The following is a 19,617-nucleotide window of genomic DNA, read 5'->3' as shown; positions in this document are numbered from 1 at the left end:
CCCCTGTAGGAGCGAGCATGCTCGCGAAGAACCGGAGAGCGCCACGGTATATCAGGCCCCAGCCTTATCGTTAACGATCATCGTCGAAACGCCGCCCGGAGCATGCTCGCTCCTACAATGAAACCGCTCAATTCCACTCCCCTCGCTTCAAGAGAATGCTACTGCCGGCCGATAACCTTTAGGTCGCAGCGAGCTTTACATCTCACAGCTTCAAGAGTCATCACGGTTTCGAGAAAAACCCCTTGATGACTAATGGCTAACCGCTATCATCTGCGCGCCGTAAAGGGCAGTGAAGCTGATCTTGTTCGTGCATTCGCCTCTCGGTTCTTCTTCTTAAATTGCCTGGAAATCTTCGATGCTGTCGTATCACCAAAAGAGTTTTCTGATCGTCGACGATTTTTCGGATTTCCGCAGTTCGGTAAGGTCGATGCTGCGGGAGTTGGGTGTCAAGGATGTGGACACGGCCGACACTGGCGAACAGGCGCTGAAGATGTGTTCGCAGAAATCCTACGATTTCATCCTCCAGGATTTCCACTTGGGCGATGGCAAGAAGAACGGTCAGCAGGTGCTCGAAGACCTGATGATCGACAAGCTGATCAGTCATGAAAGTGTATTCGTGATGGTCACCGCTGAAACCAGCCAGGCCATGGTGCTCAGCGCCCTGGAGCACGAGCCTGATGCTTACCTGACCAAACCCTTCAACCGATCCGGTCTGGCTCAACGCCTGGAGCGACTGGTACAGCGCAAGACGTTGCTCAAGCCGATATTGCAGGCCCTCGACCGTGGAAAGCCGGTGGAAGTGCTCAATGCCTGCATAGCCTTGTGCAAACAGGATATCCGCTATTCGCCGTTGTGCTTGCGCTACCGCGCTGATGCCCTGCGTGACCTCAATCAGAACGAGGTACTGGAGCGTCTCTACGACGGCATCATCGCCGATCGACCCTTGCCATGGGCATTTGCCGGACTGGGCAAGTTGTTGTTCAAGCGGGGCCAGGTCACCCAGGCAAAAGCTGTCTACGAAAAAGCGCTGAAAGTGTTTCCGATGATGCCGGCGCTCTACGATGGCATGGCAGAGGTGCTGATTGCCGAAGGCGATACCAAGGCCGCTCAACGCGTTCTTGAAGAGGCGATTCGCTTGTCGCCACTGGCGGTGCGCAGACAAGCGCAATTGGGAAAATTGGCAATGACCAATGAAGATTTTGACACGGCGTCCAAAGCTTACCGCCAGGCTGTTGCCCAAGGTGCCCAGTCACGCTTCAAGGATGCGGAAAGCAACCTCGGACTGGCTCATGCCTTGATCAGCAAGGGCAGTGAAAAAGGCCTTGATACCCGCACTCGTCTGGAAATCAACACGACCCTGAGTGCGGTGGCAAAGGAGAACCCGTCCGATCCCGGTCTGCAAATCAGGGCGCGGTTGATGAAGGCGACCAGTCTGCTGCTCAACGACGCCGAAACGGCGGAAAAGCTGACTGAGCAAGCCATCATGCGGCTCGATGGCATGGAGCAGTTCATGAGTGCCGAAGCGGCGCTGTTGGTAGCCAAGCAATTACAGATGCTGGGTCAGGCCAATGCGGGCGCTTCGATGTTGAAAAACTGCGCAGAGATTTACGGCGACGATCCTGCGGTCATGAAGGGCATCGCCAAGTTGACTGATGATCCGAGCATCCTCAACTCCGGCAACGTTGCAGCCGATCTCAATCGGCAGGGCGTGCGCGTGTACAAGACTGGTGACTTGGTGCAGGCCCGAGGGATTTTCCGCAAAGCCCTGGCGCTGCAGCCCAAGAACATCAGCATCGCGTTGAACCTCGCACAGGCGTTGCTGCATGGTACCGATACCAATGTCCCCTCAGAGGAACTGGAGGAATGCCGGGCCTGCCTGAAAATGGTCGGCTTAATGCCGGACACCGACTCGCGTTTTGCGCGTTATACGAAGCTCAAGAACAAGGCATTTGGCGAATGAACGAACACCAACAGGCACTGGATTTCTCGACGGTGATTGCGTCCACCGTACACGACATGAAGAACTCGCTGGCCACGCTGATGCAGGCCCACAGCCAATGCCTGGCGAGCTTGCCGGCGTCTGCCCGCCACACTCCTTCGCTGGGTGTGATCGAGTTCGAGTTCGCGCACCTCAATGGCATGCTGGTGCAGTTGCTGGGCCTGTACAAACTGGGCGTCAACCAGATGCCCCTGCAACCGGCCTACCACGAACTGGACGACTTCATCGAAGCGCAATTGGCGTGTCATCAAGACGTGTTCGCCAGCCGCGGTATTGCCGCCACGTTTGAAGTCGATCCCTTGAGTCCGTTGGGTTTCTTTGATCGAGAGCTGATCGCTTCGGTACTGGCCAATAGCATCAACAACGCGATCCGTTATGCCCGTCACGCAGTGTTGATCAGTGCCAGCGACGAAGCCGGGCAGTTGGTCTTGACCATCAATGACGATGGTGAAGGCTATCCTGCGCAAATGATCGAGCACCAGGCCGAGTATGTGCAGGGCATCAACCACAGCACCGGCAGCACCGGCCTGGGGCTGTACTTCGCCGGTCGGATTGCGGCACTGCATCAACGTAACGGCGTAGGCGGGCGCACGGAAATCAGCAATGGCGGTCCTTTGGGTGGGGGCGTCTTCAGGCTCTATCTTCCTTGAACCCTCGGGACCTACATATTTGAGAATCCTGCTTGATATTCTGAACACGCGGAGCCTATTTTGTACGAGTTGCCGCTCGCGGCTCGTATAAAAACAAGGATTGCGTCATGACAACCGATGGCCTGGGTTCACTCGCGCAGCGATTGACGGGCATTGATGAGATCGAATGCGTTACACCGGATTTGAATGGCGTGCCCCGAGGCAAGGTGATGACTGCCGAGGGCTTCCTCGAAGGACGTCGTTTGCAGATGGCGCGGGGAGTGATGCTGCAATGCATCATGGGCGGATATCCGCCGGCACGCTTTTACGGTTGCGATGACGGCGACCTCGCGCTCGTCCCTGATCCGGCGCAGATCCACCGCTTGCCCTGGAGCCAGCAACCTCGGGCATTGGCCATCTGTGATGCGGATGAATTGTCGGGCGAAAGCTCCAGTCTGTCGACCCGCGGCCAGCTCAAGGCGGTCATCGCGCGTTACGCGGCGGTGGGCCTTGCACCGGTGGTGGCGACTGAACTTGAGTTTTTTGTCTTCGCTCCCAATACCGATTCGACCCAACCCTTCCTGCCGCCGACTGGCTTGGACGGTCGACGCGAGGAAGGTCACTCGGCGTTCAGTGTCAGCTCCAACAACGGCCTGCGGCCGTTCTTCCGCGAGGTCTATGAGTGCATGGCTGCGCTGGGCTTGCCGCGCGATACCTTCATGCACGAGATGGGCATCAGTCAGTTCGAAATCAACTTGCTGCACGGCGATCCTTTGCTGCTGGCAGACCAGACATTCCTGTTCAAGCATTTACTCAAGGAAGTCGCGCTCAAGCACGGCCTGATCGTGGTTTGCATGGCCAAGCCATTGGCGCACACGCCAGGCAGTTCGATGCACATTCACCAGAGCATCATAGAGATCGGTACGGGGCGCAATGTCTTCAGTGACGAAGCCGGTCAACCGACTGCTGCCTTTCGCCATTTCATAGGGGGGCAGCAAGCCGGCATGGCGGATTTTACCGCGCTGTTTGCACCCAACGTGAATTCGTATCAGCGCTTGTGCCATCCCTTTGCATCACCGAATAATGCCTGCTGGTCCCATGACAATCGGTCGGCTGGATTGCGCATCCCCGCCAGCTCGCCGGTCGCTCGTCGGGTCGAGAACCGATTGCCAGGAGCTGACGCTAACCCATACCTGGCGATCGCAGCGAGCCTGGCCTGCGGGTTGTATGGCATTGAGCATCGACTGGAGCCCGACGAACCGGTTCAGGGTGAGTTCCAGGTACCGGATAAACTTTCATTGCCCTGTACCTTGCATGCAGCGCTTGAGCGTCTGAAACGTAGCCATTTGGCAATTGAACTGTTCGGCAAGGAATTCATCGAAGGCTACGTCGCTTCGAAGACCATGGAATTGACCAGTTTCCTTGATGAAATTACTCCCTGGGAACGGCGTGTCCTGGCCGCCCAGGCCTGATGAAATGTCGACACCGGGCTATCGTTTAATAGCCCGTCACCCACTGCAAGGAGTCGCTCGTTGCGCCTAATCTGGAAGTCCTTTCGAGCGCTTTATTTCGCGTCGCTGATGATGTTGATCGGCTCGGGCCTGCTGAGTACTTACCTGGCTTTGCGCCTGGCTGCCGATCATGTCGATAGCCTGTGGGTCGGCGCGTTGATGGCTGCCAACTATTTCGGCCTGGTGCTGGGCGGCAAGATCGGCCATCGGTTGATAGCCCGGGTCGGGCATATTCGAGCCTATTCGGCCTGCGCCGGGATAGTCGGCGCGGCGGTGCTGGGCCATGGCCTGGTGGACTGGTTGCCTGCCTGGTTGTTCCTGCGGGTGATCGTCGGTCTCGGCATGATGTGCCAGTACATGGTCATCGAGAGCTGGCTCAATGAGCAGGCCGATGCCAAGCAGCGCGGCCTGGTGTTCAGCGGATACATGATCGCCTCCTACCTGGGGTTGGTGCTGGGTCAGTTGATTCTGGTCATGCACCCGGGGCTGGGGTTGGAACTGCTGATGCTGGTAGCCCTATGTTTCACGCTTTGCCTGGTGCCGGTGGCCCTGACCCGACGGATTCACCCGGCGCCTTTGCATCCCGCACCGATGGAGCCGCGGTTCTTTATCAAGCGGGTGCCACAGTCATTGAGTACCGTCCTGGGCGCAGGCCTGATTGTCGGCTCGTTCTACGGTCTGGCACCGCTGTACGCCTCCCAGCAAGGGCTGTCCACGGAGCAGGTCGGCCTGTTCATGGGTAGCTGCATTTTTGCCGGGTTGCTGGTGCAGTGGCCGTTGGGATGGTTGTCCGATCGCTATGATCGGGCGCTGTTGATTCGCTGTTTTGCGTTTAGCCTGGCGTTGGCTGCCTTGCCGTTGGCGATCATGGAGCGGGTGCCGCTGGAGGTCCTGTTCGTTGCCGGGTTCCTTTGCTCGTTGGTCCAGTTCTGCCTGTATCCGTTGGCAGTGGCCTTCTCCAATGACCATGTCGAGGGCGATCGACGTGTATCGTTGACGGCGATGTTGCTGGTGACCTACGGCGTTGGCGCCAGCATCGGTCCGCTGGTGGCGGGCGTGCTGATGAAGTTGTTCGGCAGCCAGATGCTCTATGCGTTCTTCAGTTTCTTCGCGTTGGTGCTGGTGTGGCGAATTCGTCCGAAAGCGGTGACCAATTTGCATCAGGTGGACGACGCACCGCTGCATCACGTCGCCATGCCAGACAGTATGTCGAGTTCACCACTGGTGGCGGCCCTGGATCCAAGGGTGGACGAGCAGGTGGTGCAGGATCAGATGCAGAATCCACTTCCCTCCGATCCGAGTCCGGAACCGGAACCGGAAACCGATCCTCCCCCGCAAGAACCGGATTCTGGCAGGGAGCAGAGTTTTACCGAGGCCAGGCCCTGACATTCAGGCAAAAAAACGGGCAGTCACCGCAAGGGGCTGCCCGTTTTTGCTTGAAGCGTTGCCTCAGAAGTCGTCTTTGTCGAAGCGCCGCGCTTCGCGTTGCAGCTGGTAGACGAACCGCTCGACCTGACGTTGCACCAGTCCGCTCATGTTGTGGAAACGAACGCCAGCGAAAGTGGTGGAGATCTTTTCTTCAAAGTGCAGGTAGCGCAGTTCAACCGGTGCCGTCATTTTGCCGAAAGGCAGATCGGCGTTGAAACGGTCGTAAACCTGACCCAGTTGCAGGCTGCCGGTGATATCGCCTTCAAAGCGCAACTTGCAGCCAGTGGCGGAGATGTCCAGCAGCTTGCCGCTGATCGATGCCTTGAGTTTTTCACCGTCCAGATTGACGTTGACCAGTTGGGCCAATTTCAAGGCAGCGCGGAATGCATTGCGGCGCTGGTGGTAGACGACTTCATCGGGCAGGGTTCCACGGTAGCAACGGCTGCCGTTGGATTCGTCGATGGTCAGCGGGCCATTGCTTTCCCACGCGATGCGCACGCCTTCATGAAAACCTTCGACTTTGAAGGGTTCGCCGGCCAGCAGGAAACGTTCGCCATCGCGGGGAATCATTTCGTCCAGGGCAATCATGTTGCGCTCACGATCGAGGTCCACCAGATAGCTCTGGAAGCGCTGGCTGCGCTCGTGGAACGTGATGATCAGCGGGTCATGGCTGTCTAGCAGCTGGCGCAAATTGCCGGAGATCTCCAGGGGCGTTCTGAGCACCTTGGGAGGCTGCGGAGCATCTTCCGCGTTTAAGGCATTGGACACGGTTAATCAATCTCCAGACAAATGTTGACTACGGCAAGCGGCATTTTGCCATCATGTTTCGCGTCTTGATAGAGCGTGCTTATAGACAGGCTCAAGCCTGACTGAGCGGGCGCGGTTTCACTAACCGGGAGAATGATCCGCTGGCGTCATAGAGCGCGGGCTGGTCACCGCCGTTAAGGATTCTCAGCTGGGTGGCCGTGGCGGCCTGCTGTACAAGGATCGACTGTCCATTGTCGGCGTTGGCGGCGTGGCATTGAGCCAACAGGTCGGTCAGCGCATCACTTTGCACCAGCAGTTCTTGACCAATGCTCGATTGACTGGCCAGTTGCTCCAGACCGCTGCGGTTGGCTGGCAAGTTGAGGCTGGCGAGAATCTCACTGCGTCTGCGGCCATGCTGATCGAGTTCGATGACCAATGCCTGCTTGTGCGCCAGAATTTCTTCCAGCAACCGCATGTCGCGGCCGTGCAGGGCGAGGGATTCGGTTTGCAGTAATTCCAGCAAGCGTTGCGCTGGAGCAAGGTCGTCGGTGATCAGTTGCAGTAAATTAGTGTCGTGCATGGCTGGCCTTGGGGTTTAAGCGTCCAAAAGCCTGGCGCGGGCCTAGGCCTAGCGCTGGGCTTCGAAGTTGAGCAGTTTGCTGGCTACACGGTTGCTGTCGACTTTATAGCTGCCATCGGCGATAGCTGCTTTCAACTCAGCCACGCGGGATTTGTCGACGACAGGCTGATCACGCAGCGTATCGGAGATCTTTTGCAACTGTTGCGCCTCATTGCTCAGATGTACCGACTCCCCGCTTTTGACGGTACTGGCCTGTTCGGCCGCGGAGGTAGGCTCGGCAGGTTTGCCGGATTCGGCGGTTTCCCTGGCGGCGCTGGTACGTGTACTGCCCGTGACTGACGGGGAGCTGTTCAATCGGCTGAAATCGATAACCATGTTAAAAAACCTCTGGGAATTTGGACGCTTGCCATGTTTTCGGCCATTCCCTGAAAAACTTTAGGCTCATTCATCAAATGAGCTTGCGCGCGCCAGCGCTTGCCGTGCCTGGCACACAGTTTAGGGAACCGCCGAGGCCGGCGCCACATCTTCACCCACAGTAAATCCTACATGGACACTTCCACCTGGCCTGGTGCGATCACCTGTGCCTTGATGACCCGTTTGGAATTGAGATTCTTGACTCGAATCTGTTCGCTCAGGCCGCCACTGGCCAATGCCTCGCCGGGCATTCGCACGCTGAGCGTACCACTGCGGGCGGTAATCACTACCTGGTCGCCCTTGCGTATCACTTCCGCTTGTTCGATGTGCACCAGGCTGATGACCTGATCGTTGACCATTGGTCGGGTAAGTCGCTGCCCGACAGCCTGGTCCACGGCAGTCAGGTACCCCTGGTTAAGCAGGCTGATATCGCGCTCACGCAGCATGACGTCCTGCGGCTCGATAATACCGGCGCGGCGCAGTGGCCGGGTGGTCGTGACGACCTCGCGAAACAGGCGTACTTGAGCGGGCACGAAGACTGTCCAGGGGGATGTTCCCTCACAGCGAACCTTGACCGTTACGCGGCCCAAGGGCTTGGCCGGACTCTCCAGCGTGGCTGTCAATTCCTTGTCGCACATCGGCATGCGCAGACGCGGATCGAGCGGGTTTACCTGGATTTCATAGCGACCCTGGGTTTGACTGGTCGCCAGATAGTCCTCTACGGTGAATTCAAGAAAGCCCTGGGTGACGCCGATAAGCATGTCAGGCAAGGTAACCGCGTCAGCAAGGGCAGGGCTGCCAGCGTTGAACAGGCAAACAGCCGACAACACCCCCAGCCATTGGCGGCAGCGGGTGGTCAGGCGTCGGAATAATGTCGGTTCTGAGTTCATGACATGTAAAAAGCAAGCGCCGTGCCGTTTAGTGAAGAAGGCGCGTCGCAACAACACTTAGCGTTGGCGTAGGAGTCAGGCATGGCTGGTGTAATGGATTCGGTGAACCAGCGCACGCAACTGGTGGGGCAAAATCGCCTTGAGTTGCTGTTGTTCCGTCTCGACGGCCAGCAACTGTATGGGATCAACGTGTTCAAGGTGCGGGAGGTGCTGCAATGCCCCAAACTGACGCTGATGCCCAAGTCCAGTCCTGTCGTGTGTGGCGTGGCAAATATTCGGGGGGCGACCATTCCGATCCTTGATCTGGCGATGGCGACCGGTTCCGGTGGCTTGAAGGACAAGAACAACCCCTTCGTGATCATCACGGAGTACAACACCAAGACCCAGGGATTCCTGGTTCGCTCGGTGGAACGCATCGTCAACATGAACTGGGAGGAGATTCATCCACCACCCAAGGGCACCGGACGTGATCACTACCTGACGGCGGTGACCCGGGTCGACAACCAGTTGGTGGAAATCATCGACGTCGAAAAGGTACTGGCGGAAGTGGCGCCGACCCCGGAAGCGATCTCCGCTGGCGTGGTGGATGTCGAGACCCAGCACAAGGCGCTCTCCTTGCGCGTGCTGACGGTCGATGATTCGTCAGTGGCGCGCAAACAGGTCACCCGGTGCCTGCAAACGGTCGGTGTTGATGTGGTGGCGTTGAACGACGGTCGCCAAGCGCTGGATTACCTGCGCAAACTGGTCGACGAGGGCAAGAGGCCAGAGGAGGAGTTCCTGATGATGATTTCCGACATCGAGATGCCGGAAATGGACGGATACACCCTCACGGCGGAGATCCGCAACGACCCTCGCATGCAAAAGCTTCATATCATCCTGCATACTTCGTTGTCGGGTGTATTCAATCAGGCGATGGTCAGGAAGGTCGGTGCCGATGACTTCCTGGCCAAGTTCCGTCCTGATGACCTGGCATCCCGGGTAGTCGACCGGATCAAGGCAGCAGACATCAGCTAGGGGCGTTCGGCCCCCGGCAGTCAACACGATTTTAGAGGCGGCAGCATTGTCTACGGGTAATTTGGATTTCGAACAGTTCCGGGTGTTCCTGGAAAAAGCCTGTGGCATTTTGCTCGGTGAAAACAAGCAATATCTAGTCTCCAGCCGTCTCAACAAACTGATGGAGCAGCAAGGCATCAAGTCCCTGGGTGAGCTGGTCCAGCGCATTCAGACCCAGCCGCGCAGCGGGTTGCGCGAGATGGTGGTGGATGCAATGACGACCAACGAAACCCTGTGGTTTCGTGATACCTATCCGTTTGAAGTCTTGAAAAACAAGGTGCTGCCCGAAGCGATCAAGGCCAGCCCCGGTCAGCGTCTGCGGATCTGGTCGGCGGCCTGCTCGTCGGGTCAGGAACCGTATTCGCTGTCGATGTCCATCGATGAGTTCGAGCGGTTCAATGCCGGGCAGTTGAGAATGGGCGTACAGATCGTTGCCACCGACCTGTCGGGCACCATGCTGAACAACTGCAAGACCGGCGAGTACGACAGCCTGGCCATCGGTCGCGGCTTGTCTCCCGAGCGGCTGCAGCGTTATTTCGACCCCAAGGGGCCGGGGCGCTGGGCCATCAAGGCGCCGATCAAGAGCAGGGTCGAGTTTCGCTCGTTCAACCTGCTGGACAGCTACGCCGGCCTTGGCAAGTTCGACATCGTGTTCTGTCGCAATGTGCTGATCTACTTCTCCGCCGAAGTGAAGAAGGACATCCTTTTGCGCATTCACAGCACGTTGAAGCCGGGAGGTTATCTGTTCCTCGGTGCTTCCGAAGCGCTGAACGGATTGCCGGACCATTACCAGATGGTCCAATGCAGCCCGGGGATTATTTACCAGGCGAAGTGATGCAAGCGCGACAGGCATAAAAAATGGGAGCCCACAGGGCTCCTTTTTTATGCCTGTCGCGCTTGCATCACGTAGGAGCTGCCGAAGGCTGCGATCTTTTGGACTTGATCTTAAAAAACAAAATCAAAAAATCGCAGCCTGCGGCAGCTCCTACAGGGTATGTGTTGTCCACGGGAAGCGGCAGAAAAGCGGCATCCAGCGGAAACCGGTTGCCGCTTTTCTGTCGTTGCCGCATGGGTCGTTGCCCGCAAAGCCCCGGTTTATGGGGTTTTCTAAATTGGCATGACGCTTGCTTTGACCATCTCACGAAAAACAGGTCAGCCGAAGGTTTCCCGCCATGAGCATCAGCTTCGATAAAGCGCTCGGTATTCACGAAAAGGCATTGGGCTTCCGCGCTCAGCGTGCCGAAGTCCTGGCCAACAACATTGCCAACGCCGACACCCCCAACTACAAGGCTCGGGACCTGGAGTTCTCGAAAGTGCTCGAGGCGCAGAACGACAAGGCCAAGAATGGCACCTTCGCCTTGAACATGACCAACAGCCGTCACATCGAGGCCCAGGGCCTGGGCAATGGCGACGAGTCGCTGATGTACCGCACGCCGATGCAACCGTCGATCGACCAGAACACCGTGGACGCCCAGCTGGAACAGTCGAACTACGCAGAAAACTCGGTCAACTTCCAGGCCAGCTTCACCCTGCTCAACAGCAAATTCAAAGGGCTGGTGTCAGCCCTGCGCGGAGAATAAGTCATGTCTCTCTCCAGTGTTTTCAACATTGCCGGTAGCGGCATGAGTGCCCAGACCACGCGCTTGAACACCGTGGCTTCGAACATCGCCAACGCCGAGACCGTCTCGTCGAGCATCGACCAGACCTACCGTGCGCGTCACCCGGTGTTCGCCACCATGTTCCAGGGCGCTCAAGGTGCTGGCAGCGATTCTCTGTTCCAGAACCAGGACGCAGCCGGGCAAGGCGTGCAGGTACTGGGCGTGGTCGAGGACCAGAGCAACCTTGAGGCACGCTACGAGCCGAACCATCCGGCCGCCGATGCCAAGGGCTATGTCTACTACCCGAACGTCAACGTGGTGGAAGAAATGGCTGACATGATTTCCGCGAGCCGTTCGTTCCAGACCAACGCCGAAATGATGAATACCGCCAAAACCATGATGCAGAAGGTCCTGACCCTCGGTCAGTGATAAGGGGCGACTCAGATGAGTGTTACCGATACCACCAGTGGTCTGAGCCTCAACGACATCCTGGCCAACTCGTCGATCAAGACCAATACCAATTCCGACAGCCTCACATCGGCGGCCAGCAGTGCCACGGGCAAGAAGGCCCTGGGCAAGGATGCGTTCCTGCAATTACTGGTGACCCAGCTGAAAAACCAGAACCCGCTGGAGCCTCAGGGCAACGGCGAGTTCGTGGCACAACTGGCGCAGTTCAGCAGCCTGGAAGGCATCACCACGCTCAACGATACCGTGTCCGGCATCGCTGGCAACTACAACTCGTCCCAGGCATTGCAGGCTTCGGCACTGGTCGGGCGTTCCGTCATCGCACCGGGCGACAAGGCCGTGGTCGACACCACGAAGGGCATGACCGGTTCCGTCGTCATTCCACAGTCGGTGGCTGAAGTGTCGGTGAAAATCACCGACAAGGATGGCAAGACCATCCGTACCATCACCCTGGATGATCAGAAAGCCGGCACTGGCAGCTTCACCTGGGATGGTAAGGACGATGCCGGCAAGGTCGTGGATTCGGGTACTTATACCTTTGTGGCGAGCACCACCATCGATGACAAGGCCGTGGCACTGGTCACCAATCTGCCGGCAACGGTCAACAGCGTGACCATCAGCCAGACCGGCGGTGAGTTGATGCTCAACCTGGCCGGGCTCGGCAGTGTCGCCCTGTCCAAAGTGCAAACCATTGGTATATAGAGCCGACTAACGCGGCACAAAAGGAGTGGAATATGTCTTTCAACATCGGCCTTAGCGGTCTCTATGCCGCCAACAAGCAATTGGACGTCACCGGTAACAACATCGCCAACGTGGCAACCACCGGCTTCAAGTCGTCCCGCGCAGAATTCGAAGATGTGTACTCGGCGTCGAAGCTGGGTACCGGCAGCAAGGTCACCGGCAGCGGCGTGCGCCTGGCCAACGTTTCCCAACAATTTACCCAGGGCGACATCAGCGCCACCGGTAACGTGCTGGACATGGGGATCAACGGCTCAGGCTTCTTCGTACTGAACAACAGCGGCTCGTTATCCTATACCCGCGCGGGCACGTTCAAGGTCGACAAGGAAGGCTACGTCACCAACAGCGATGGCACCTCGCGCCTGCAGGGCTATGGTGTTGATAACAATGGCAAGATTGTCAAAGGCGTATTGACCGACCTGCGCATCGACACCTCCAACCTGGCGCCAAAATCCACCACCACGGTGTCGTCGACGATCAACCTGAACTCGACGTCTCCCGTGATCGATCAGGCAGTGGCAACCAACAAATTCGACCCTAGCAAATCCGAAACCTTTACCAACCAGTTCAGTACGCCGGTTTTTGATACTCAGGGCAACCAGCACACCATGGATCAATACATGGTCAAGACGGGGCCGAACACTTGGGATACCTACACCCTGATCGATAACCGTAATCCGGACGGCAGTGACCCGACGGACGCTGCGACGCCGCCAATCGCTTCGACCATGACCTTCGACACGTCGGGCAAGCTGGTGTCGGTCAGCACGCCGGTTCCACCCACCGTGCCTCCGACCGTTCCAACGCCTGCTCCGGTGATCAGCAATGAGCTGAAAGTCACCAACTGGACCCCGGGCACAGTCAAGGATGGTGTCTGGACGGCCAATGGTGCAGCCGCCGATCCGGCAGGCCTGACAATTGCCATGGATAACACGACTCAGTTCAACGCCGATACCGCGCGCTCTATTCCCGTGCAGAACGGTTATGCCACGGGTCAGATCACCAACCTGACCATCGACGGCAGCGGTGTGCTGTTGGCAAACTTCAGTAACTATCAGACCAAGCCGATTGGCCAACTGGCGCTGGCCAGCTTCACCAACGAACAAGGCCTGCAGGCAGTCGGCGGTACCAGCTGGAAAGAAACCTACGCTTCGGGCATCCCGGGCTACGACGCGCCGGAAACCGGCTCGCTGGGTACGATCCGCTCCAACTCCCTGGAAGAGTCCAACGTCAACGTGACCAATGAGCTGGTCGATTTGATCAAGGCGCAGAGCAATTACCAGGCGAACGCCAAGACCATCTCTACCCAGAGCACCATCATGCAGACCATCATTCAGATGGCCTGATGTGGAATAGCTCAAAGCTCTGCACAAGGAGCCCCTCGCAAGAGGGGCTTTTTTGTTGATCAAAAGATCGCAGCCTCGCTTCGCTCGTCAGCTCCTACAGGGATCGCATTTTCAATGTAGGAGCTGACGAGCGAAGCGAGGCTGCGATCTTTTTCGTGGGCAAAAGAAAACCCCCGACAAGCCGGGGGCCTGTCGGGGGTCTAGTGTTACCGGCTCAGCTTATTGGCAAGCTTCGCAATCCGGCTCGTCGATGGCGCAAGCCTTCGGCACTGGAGCAGGGCCGGCTGGTGCTGCCAGGACCGAGTCGTCACCGTGGTTGCCACCGCTGGAAACAGCGTTGAGCTTGCCGGTGTTGATGGTCGACTTCTCGGTGCTGGTCGCGGCCAGGGCACGGAGGTAGTAGGTGGTTTTCAGACCACGGTACCAGGCCATGCGGTAGGTCACGTCCAGCTTCTTGCCCGAAGCGCCAGCGATGTACAGGTTCAGCGATTGAGCCTGGTCGATCCACTTCTGACGACGGCTGGCCGCATCGACGATCCACTTGGTGTCCACTTCGAACGCGGTTGCATAGAGCTCCTTGAGTTCTTGCGGGATGCGCTCGATCTGCTGCACCGAACCGTCGTAGTACTTCAGGTCGTTGATCATGACCGAGTCCCACAAGCCGCGAGCCTTCAGGTCGCGAACCAGGTACGGGTTGATCACCGTGAACTCGCCCGACAGGTTCGACTTCACATACAGGTTCTGGTAGGTCGGTTCGATCGACTGCGAAACGCCAGTGATGTTGGCGATGGTCGCGGTCGGTGCGATGGCCATGATGTTCGAGTTACGGATGCCTTTCTGAACACGGGCGCGAACCGGTGCCCAATCCAGGGTTTCGTTCAGGTCGACATCGATGTACTTCTGGCCGCGCTGCTCGATCAGAATCTGTTGCGAATCCAGTGGCAGGATGCCCTTGGACCACAGCGAACCCTGGAACGTCTCGTAGGCGCCACGCTCGTCAGCCAGGTCGCAGGAAGCCTGGATCGCGTAGTAGCTGACCGCTTCCATCGACTTGTCGGCGAACTCGACGGCAGCGTCGGAACCGTAAGGGATGTGCTGCAGGTACAGCGCGTCCTGGAAGCCCATGATGCCCAGGCCGACCGGACGGTGCTTGAAGTTGGAGTTCTTCGCTTGCGGCACCGAGTAGTAGTTGATGTCGATCACGTTGTCGAGCATGCGAACGGCGGTGTTCACGGTGCGTTGCAGCTTGGCGGTGTCCAGCTTGCCGCCCACGATGTGGTTCGGCAGGTTGATCGAGCCCAGGTTGCAAACGGCGATCTCGTCCTTGTTGGTGTTCAAGGTGATCTCGGTGCACAGGTTCGAGCTGTGGACCACGCCGACGTGCTGCTGCGGGCTGCGCAGGTTGCACGGGTCCTTGAAGGTCAGCCATGGGTGGCCGGTTTCAAACAGCATGGACAGCATCTTGCGCCACAGGTCTTTGGCCTGGATGGTCTTGAACAGCTTGACCTTGCCTGGGTACTCGGTCAGGGCTTCGTAGTACTCGTAGCGCTCTTCGAAGGCCTTGCCGGTCAGGTCGTGCAGGTCCGGCACTTCGGACGGCGAGAACAGGGTCCACTTGCCGTCATCAAAGACGCGCTTCATGAACAGGTCAGGGATCCAGTTGGCGGTGTTCATGTCGTGGGTACGACGACGATCATCACCGGTGTTCTTGCGCAGCTCGATGAACTCTTCAATGTCCATGTGCCAGGTTTCCAGGTAGGCACAGACAGCGCCTTTGCGCTTGCCACCCTGGTTCACGGCGACGGCGGTGTCGTTCACTACTTTCAAGAACGGCACCACGCCCTGGGACTTGCCGTTGGTGCCCTTGATGTACGAACCCAGCGCACGAACCGGGGTCCAGTCGTTGCCCAGGCCGCCAGCGAATTTCGACAGCATGGCGTTGTCGTGGATCGCGTGGTAGATGCCCGAAAGGTCATCCGGCACGGTAGTCAGGTAGCAGCTGGACAGCTGTGGACGCAGGGTACCGGCGTTGAACAGGGTCGGAGTCGACGACATGTAGTCGAAGGACGACAACAGGTTGTAGAACTCGATCGCACGGTCTTCTTTCTGTTTCTCTTCGATCGCCAGGCCCATGGCCACGCGCATGAAGAAGATCTGCGGCAGTTCGAAACGCACGCCATCCTTGTGGATGAAGTAACGGTCGTACAGGGTTTGCAGGCCCAGGTAGGTGAACTGCTGGTCGCGTTCGTGGTTGATCGCCTTGCCGAGTTTTTCCAGGTCGAAGTCGGCCAGGACCGGGTTCAGCAATTCGAATTCGATACCTTTGGCAATGTAGGCAGGCAGGGCCTTGGCATACAGGTCGACCATCTCGTGGTGGGTCGCGCTTTCGGCAACACCGAGGAAGCCCAGGCCTTCGGCACGCAGGGTGTCCATCAGCAGGCGCGCGGTCACGAACGAGTAGTTCGGCTCACGCTCGACCAGGGTACGGGCGGTCATCACCAGGGCGGTGTTGACGTCGGTCAGGGCCACGCCGTCGTACAGGTTTTTCAGGGTTTCACGCTGGATCAGGTCGCCGTCGACTTCTTCCAGGCCTTCGCACGCTTCGGTAACGATGGTGTTCAGGCGGCCCATGTCCAGCGGCGCCAGGCTACCGTCTGCGCGGGTGATGCGGATCGACGGGTGAGCGTTGACCGCTTCTTCGGCAGGAGCGTGGGCGGCGCGTTCCTTGGAACGCGCGTCACGGTAGATCACGTAGTCGCGAGCGACTTTTTGCTCGCCGGCACGCATCAGGGCCAGTTCGACCTGGTCCTGGATTTCTTCGATGTGGATGGTGCCGCCCGATGGCATGCGACGCTTGAAGGTGGCAGTGACCTGTTCGGTCAGGCGCGCCACGGTATCGTGGATGCGCGACGAAGCGGCAGCGGTGCCACCCTCAACTGCGAGAAACGCTTTGGTGATGGCGACGGTGATCTTGTCATCGGTATAAGGAACGACAGTGCCGTTACGCTTGATCACACGCAGCTGGCCCGGCGCGGTGGCGGACAGATCCGAATTCGAATCAGCGGCCTGCGGCAAGGTGCCCTGCGGGTTCTCGCGAGTTGTGTCGGTTTGCATCGGGGGGTGTCTCCACATTCTCTATGTTTGATTGGGCACCATCTCGGTGCCCACCGTTCCGTCCTGAAGCACTACAACCGGCCAAGGCCGGGCATAACAACTTCGGGACAGTAGGAAGGGGGCTATTGGGCGCCGCTTCCATGCCGAAGTCTTTGGTCTCACGCCTTGGGCCTGAGACCTTGGTCCTTTGAGATGACAGTTGGGAGGTGGCAGTTGCACTGCAACACCCGTACCGTTTTTCACCCCATGGGCCGAAATACAGTAGCCATCCGCGCGCGCGGTTTTGGGCTTTGGAAATTACGTTTGGTTCAACCGGAAAGAGGCAATAAAAGCGCTTGAATTTGGTATCCGGTTTGTGTTTGGTATTTCACGAAAAACCCTACATCTAGGGTTTTTTTTACGCTGGGCTACAAGATAATGCGTTTTGGGGGGTGATTGCAACGTACTACCTGTGGATAAACCTGTGCGTAAATTGTGTGTTGTGAAAGGAATCGGCGTGCAGGCCGCGACGCTGCTGGACCCGGCTTTTTTTCATCGATTTTCAAGCCGCGAAAACGCCCGAGCGGATTTTTAAGGGCGCGAACCCTATCACAAAAAACTCTGTTGTCCGAACGTATATGCCGGCTTGTGTTCTGAGTGGGCGACGTTTATACAATCGGTCGGCGTGTACCCAATTTATCCACCCCTATCATTACAAAAAGACGGGCGGATCCTTCCTTATGAGCGTTCTGGCAAGTAGAGGTCACCGGTGGAACAAGAAGCCTGGCAGGTATTGATTGTGGAGGACGATCAACGTCTGGCCGAACTGACACGCGATTACCTGCAAGCCAATGGCCTGCGTGTATCGGTCGAAGGCAATGGTGCGCTGGCCGCGAACCGCATCATCAAGGAACAACCGGACCTGGTCATTCTCGACCTGATGCTGCCAGGCGAAGATGGCCTGAGTATTTGCCGCAAGGTTCGTGACCGTTATGACGGTCCGATCCTGATGCTCACCGCACGCACCGACGACACCGACCAGATCCTCGGCCTCGACCTGGGCGCCGACGACTATGTGTGCAAGCCGGTGCGCCCGCGCTTGCTGTTGGCGCGCATCCAGGCATTGCTGCGACGCAGCGAGGCGCCGGAGGTGACCCCGGAAAAACAACGACGCCTGCAATTCGGCCCGCTGGTGGTGGACAATGCATTGCGCGAAGCCTGGCTGCACGACAGCGGCATCGAACTGACCAGCGCCGAATTCGACTTGCTCTGGCTGCTGGTTGCCAACGCCGGACGCATCCTGTCCCGGGAAGAAATCTTCACCGCGTTGCGCGGCATTGGCTATGACGGCCAGGACCGTTCCATCGACGTGCGCATCTCGCGCATCCGCCCCAAGATCGGCGATGACCCGGACCATCCGCGACTGATCAAGACCGTGCGCAGCAAAGGTTATCTGTTTGTCCCCGAGGCCTGCGTAGACCCAACCCCGTGAACTCGATCTTCCTGCGTATCTACGGCGGCATGTGTGCCGCGCTGATATTGGTGGCGGTACTTGGCGTGCTGGCCTTGCACATGCTCAACCAGGTGCGCGGCGAGCAGTACCGGGAACGACTGGCCCACGGCACCTTTTCGCTGATGGCCGATAACCTGCAGCCGATGAACAAGACCGAGCGCCAGCGGGCGTTGCTGGTGTGGGAGCGGCTGCTGGGGATTCCGCTGGCGCTGAAAACCTTTGCCCAAACCGATCTCGACCTCACCCAGCGCACCCGCGTCTTGCGTGGCCAGGCCCTGGTGGAGAAGACCGGCCCGCATGCGGCCCGAGTCTATCGACTGGTCAGTGACCAGGAACAGCTTGTGCTTACGGGGGATGTCCAGCAGATCAGCGAACAACTCGCCCGAGCGACGATTTACCTCCTGGCGGACGAGCTGGTGCGCTACCCCGTGGGCGAGCAGCCGGTGCGCCTGGCGCAATTGAAAAAGGACAAGGGTTTTGGCTTCGATTTACGTCTGGTCACGGTCCAGGAAGCCGACATGGACGAAGACCAGAGCCGTCGGGTGTCCGAGGGTGACACTGTGATGGCGCTGGGCAAGGAGGGCGATTCGATCCGGGTGTTCGCCGGTATGGTTGGCACGCCGTGGGTGCTGGAAATCGGCCCGTTATACCAGATGAATCCGTATCCACCCGAGTGGCTGGTGCTGATTGCCGCACTGGGGCTGAGCCTGATCGGCCTGATCGTCTACCTGCTGGTGCGGCAACTGGAGCGCCGTCTGCGCGGGCTGGAAGCGGCGGCCACGCGGATCGCCAAGGGCAGTCTGGAAACCCGTGTGCCGACGCGGGGCGCGGACTCGGTGGGGCGACTGGCGTCGGCGTTCAACGGCATGGCCGAGCACCTGCAACAACTGCTGGCCATACAGCGCGAGCTGGTACGTGCCGTGTCCCACGAGTTGCGCACGCCGGTGGCGCGCCTGCGCTTTGGCCTGGAAATGATCGGCTCGGCCAAGACACCGCAAGCCCTGGAAAAATACTGCGAAGGCATGGATCACGATATCGAGGACCTCGACCGCCTGGTCGACGAGATGCTGACTTACGCGCGGTTGGAGCAGGGCTCGCCGGCACTGAATTTCCAGCGTATCGACCTGGACGCCTTGGTCAATCAGGTGATCGAGGAGCTGGCGCCCTTGCGCGCCGACGTCACGGTGCAACGAGGATTGTGCCTGTCGGCCGCCGACTGTGACGACGCGTGGGTCGAGGCGGAGCCGCGCTACCTGCACCGGGCGCTGCAGAATCTGGTGAGCAATGCCATGCGCCATGCTCATTCGCGGGTCACCGTCAGTTATCAGGTGGGGCAACAGCGCTGCCGGGTGGATGTCGAAGATGACGGGCCGGGAGTTCCGGAAATGGCCTGGGAGAAAATTTTCACACCATTCCTGCGACTCGACGACAGCCGGACCCGGGCCTCGGGCGGCCATGGATTGGGATTGTCGATCGTGCGGCGGATCATCCATTGGCACGACGGCCGGGCGTTGATTGGCAAGAGCAAAAGCCTGGGCGGCGCGTGTTTCAGCTTGAGCTGGCCGAGGAATCAGGAGAGGCGGTGAGCGGTTTTTTGTCGAACCTCATGTTGT

The 19,617-nt window shown here is 58.5% G+C and carries 17 protein-coding genes; 12 read left to right on the top strand and 5 right to left on the bottom strand.

Features of this window, described 5'->3' with window-relative positions:
* Positions 1-355: 355 nt before the first annotated feature.
* The 4 genes from AC1Q8Q_RS22570 to AC1Q8Q_RS22555 all read left to right on the top strand — a co-directional run bounded on the left by AC1Q8Q_RS22570 (position 356) and on the right by AC1Q8Q_RS22555 (position 5,525).
* Entirely contained in the window at positions 356-1,960 is a 1,605-nt protein-coding gene (locus AC1Q8Q_RS22570) for a tetratricopeptide repeat-containing response regulator (RefSeq protein WP_020801347.1), read from the top strand.
* On the top strand, positions 1,957-2,649 hold the full coding sequence (locus AC1Q8Q_RS22565) for a sensor histidine kinase (protein ID WP_020801348.1): 693 nt from the start codon (positions 1,957-1,959) through the stop codon (positions 2,647-2,649). Before AC1Q8Q_RS22570 ends, AC1Q8Q_RS22565 begins: the two co-directional genes overlap by 4 nt.
* Positions 2,650-2,858: 209 nt before the next feature.
* On the top strand, positions 2,859-4,100 hold the full coding sequence (locus AC1Q8Q_RS22560) for a glutamine synthetase family protein (RefSeq protein ID WP_168759224.1): 1,242 nt from the start codon (positions 2,859-2,861) through the stop codon (positions 4,098-4,100).
* A gap of 60 nt (positions 4,101-4,160) precedes the next feature.
* Complete coding sequence (locus tag AC1Q8Q_RS22555; RefSeq protein ID WP_020801350.1) at positions 4,161-5,525, top strand: MFS transporter; 1,365 nt, start codon at positions 4,161-4,163, stop codon at positions 5,523-5,525.
* 63 nt (positions 5,526-5,588) lie between these two features.
* Here AC1Q8Q_RS22555 and AC1Q8Q_RS22550 read toward each other — a convergent pair whose 3' ends face one another.
* The 4 genes from AC1Q8Q_RS22550 to flgA form a co-directional block, all read right to left on the bottom strand.
* A complete protein-coding gene (locus AC1Q8Q_RS22550) occupies positions 5,589-6,335 on the bottom strand; it encodes a flagellar brake protein (RefSeq protein ID WP_033040709.1) in 747 nt (248 codons plus the stop codon).
* Positions 6,336-6,426: 91 nt separating this feature from the next.
* Entirely contained in the window at positions 6,427-6,894 is a 468-nt protein-coding gene (locus tag AC1Q8Q_RS22545; RefSeq protein WP_020801352.1) for a flagella synthesis protein FlgN, read from the bottom strand.
* Positions 6,895-6,942: 48 nt separating this feature from the next.
* Positions 6,943-7,269 carry a flagellar biosynthesis anti-sigma factor FlgM gene (gene flgM / locus AC1Q8Q_RS22540; RefSeq protein ID WP_020801353.1) on the bottom strand — a complete coding sequence of 109 codons (327 nt, stop codon included), beginning with the start codon at positions 7,267-7,269 and terminating at the stop codon, positions 6,943-6,945.
* A 167-nt stretch (positions 7,270-7,436) separates the two neighbouring features.
* Positions 7,437-8,198, bottom strand: a complete 762-nt coding sequence (flgA, locus tag AC1Q8Q_RS22535) for a flagellar basal body P-ring formation chaperone FlgA (protein WP_020801354.1) — start codon at positions 8,196-8,198, stop codon at positions 7,437-7,439.
* A gap of 81 nt (positions 8,199-8,279) precedes the next feature.
* Here flgA and AC1Q8Q_RS22530 point away from each other — a divergent pair, with 81 nt between their 5' ends.
* From AC1Q8Q_RS22530 to flgE, 6 genes are all read left to right on the top strand, one after another.
* Positions 8,280-9,212 carry a chemotaxis protein CheV gene (locus AC1Q8Q_RS22530; protein WP_168758844.1) on the top strand — a complete coding sequence of 311 codons (933 nt, stop codon included), beginning with the start codon at positions 8,280-8,282 and terminating at the stop codon, positions 9,210-9,212.
* Between the two features lie 46 nt (positions 9,213-9,258).
* Positions 9,259-10,086 carry a protein-glutamate O-methyltransferase CheR gene (gene cheR, locus AC1Q8Q_RS22525; protein ID WP_033040711.1) on the top strand — a complete coding sequence of 276 codons (828 nt, stop codon included), beginning with the start codon at positions 9,259-9,261 and terminating at the stop codon, positions 10,084-10,086.
* A gap of 337 nt (positions 10,087-10,423) precedes the next feature.
* Complete coding sequence (flgB, locus tag AC1Q8Q_RS22520; protein ID WP_020800602.1) at positions 10,424-10,831, top strand: flagellar basal body rod protein FlgB; 408 nt, start codon at positions 10,424-10,426, stop codon at positions 10,829-10,831.
* A gap of 3 nt (positions 10,832-10,834) precedes the next feature.
* Positions 10,835-11,278, top strand: coding sequence for a flagellar basal body rod protein FlgC (flgC, locus tag AC1Q8Q_RS22515; RefSeq protein WP_020800603.1), 444 nt, complete (start codon positions 10,835-10,837; stop codon positions 11,276-11,278).
* Positions 11,279-11,293: 15 nt separating this feature from the next.
* On the top strand, positions 11,294-12,016 hold the full coding sequence (gene flgD, locus AC1Q8Q_RS22510) for a flagellar hook assembly protein FlgD (RefSeq protein WP_168758843.1): 723 nt from the start codon (positions 11,294-11,296) through the stop codon (positions 12,014-12,016).
* A 32-nt stretch (positions 12,017-12,048) separates the two neighbouring features.
* Positions 12,049-13,398, top strand: a complete 1,350-nt coding sequence (gene flgE / locus AC1Q8Q_RS22505; RefSeq protein WP_168758842.1) for a flagellar hook protein FlgE — start codon at positions 12,049-12,051, stop codon at positions 13,396-13,398.
* 219 nt (positions 13,399-13,617) lie between these two features.
* Here the strand turns inward: flgE and AC1Q8Q_RS22500 are convergent, their stop codons facing one another.
* Positions 13,618-16,512, bottom strand: coding sequence for a ribonucleoside-diphosphate reductase subunit alpha (locus AC1Q8Q_RS22500; RefSeq protein WP_033045505.1), 2,895 nt, complete (start codon positions 16,510-16,512; stop codon positions 13,618-13,620).
* A 748-nt stretch (positions 16,513-17,260) separates the two neighbouring features.
* On the opposite strand from AC1Q8Q_RS22500, the gene AC1Q8Q_RS22495 reads away from it, so the two are divergent.
* The gene (locus AC1Q8Q_RS22495; protein WP_151143168.1) at positions 17,261-17,983 is read left to right on the top strand and encodes a response regulator; all 723 of its coding nucleotides are present in this window, start codon (positions 17,261-17,263) and stop codon (positions 17,981-17,983) included.
* Positions 17,980-19,590, top strand: coding sequence for an ATP-binding protein (locus AC1Q8Q_RS22490; RefSeq protein ID WP_033039071.1), 1,611 nt, complete (start codon positions 17,980-17,982; stop codon positions 19,588-19,590). Before AC1Q8Q_RS22495 ends, AC1Q8Q_RS22490 begins: the two co-directional genes overlap by 4 nt.
* Positions 19,591-19,617 lie beyond the last annotated feature (27 nt).

It is taken from the genome of Pseudomonas sp. GW823-FHT06B06 (assembly GCF_058795195.1).
Note: the sequence above shows the minus strand (reverse complement) of the source record. Positions and strands in the feature narration are given on the sequence as shown.

Bases quoted from the DNA above. Each gene is read 5' to 3' on its own strand.
- flgD (WP_168758843.1), top strand. From the start codon at position 11,294: ATGAGTGTTACCGATACCACCAGTGGTCTGAGCCTCAACGACATCCTG.
- AC1Q8Q_RS22565 (WP_020801348.1), top strand. From the start codon at position 1,957: ATGAACGAACACCAACAGGCACTGGATTTCTCGACGGTGATTGCGTCC.
- AC1Q8Q_RS22530 (WP_168758844.1), top strand. From the start codon at position 8,280: ATGGCTGGTGTAATGGATTCGGTGAACCAGCGCACGCAACTGGTGGGG.
- flgE (WP_168758842.1), top strand. From the start codon at position 12,049: ATGTCTTTCAACATCGGCCTTAGCGGTCTCTATGCCGCCAACAAGCAA.
- flgA (WP_020801354.1), bottom strand. From the start codon at position 8,198: ATGAACTCAGAACCGACATTATTCCGACGCCTGACCACCCGCTGCCGC.
- flgB (WP_020800602.1), top strand. From the start codon at position 10,424: ATGAGCATCAGCTTCGATAAAGCGCTCGGTATTCACGAAAAGGCATTG.
- AC1Q8Q_RS22545 (WP_020801352.1), bottom strand. From the start codon at position 6,894: ATGCACGACACTAATTTACTGCAACTGATCACCGACGACCTTGCTCCA.
- flgC (WP_020800603.1), top strand. From the start codon at position 10,835: ATGTCTCTCTCCAGTGTTTTCAACATTGCCGGTAGCGGCATGAGTGCC.
- flgM (WP_020801353.1), bottom strand. From the start codon at position 7,269: ATGGTTATCGATTTCAGCCGATTGAACAGCTCCCCGTCAGTCACGGGC.
- AC1Q8Q_RS22560 (WP_168759224.1), top strand. From the start codon at position 2,859: ATGACTGCCGAGGGCTTCCTCGAAGGACGTCGTTTGCAGATGGCGCGG.
- AC1Q8Q_RS22570 (WP_020801347.1), top strand. From the start codon at position 356: ATGCTGTCGTATCACCAAAAGAGTTTTCTGATCGTCGACGATTTTTCG.
- AC1Q8Q_RS22500 (WP_033045505.1), bottom strand. From the start codon at position 16,512: ATGCAAACCGACACAACTCGCGAGAACCCGCAGGGCACCTTGCCGCAG.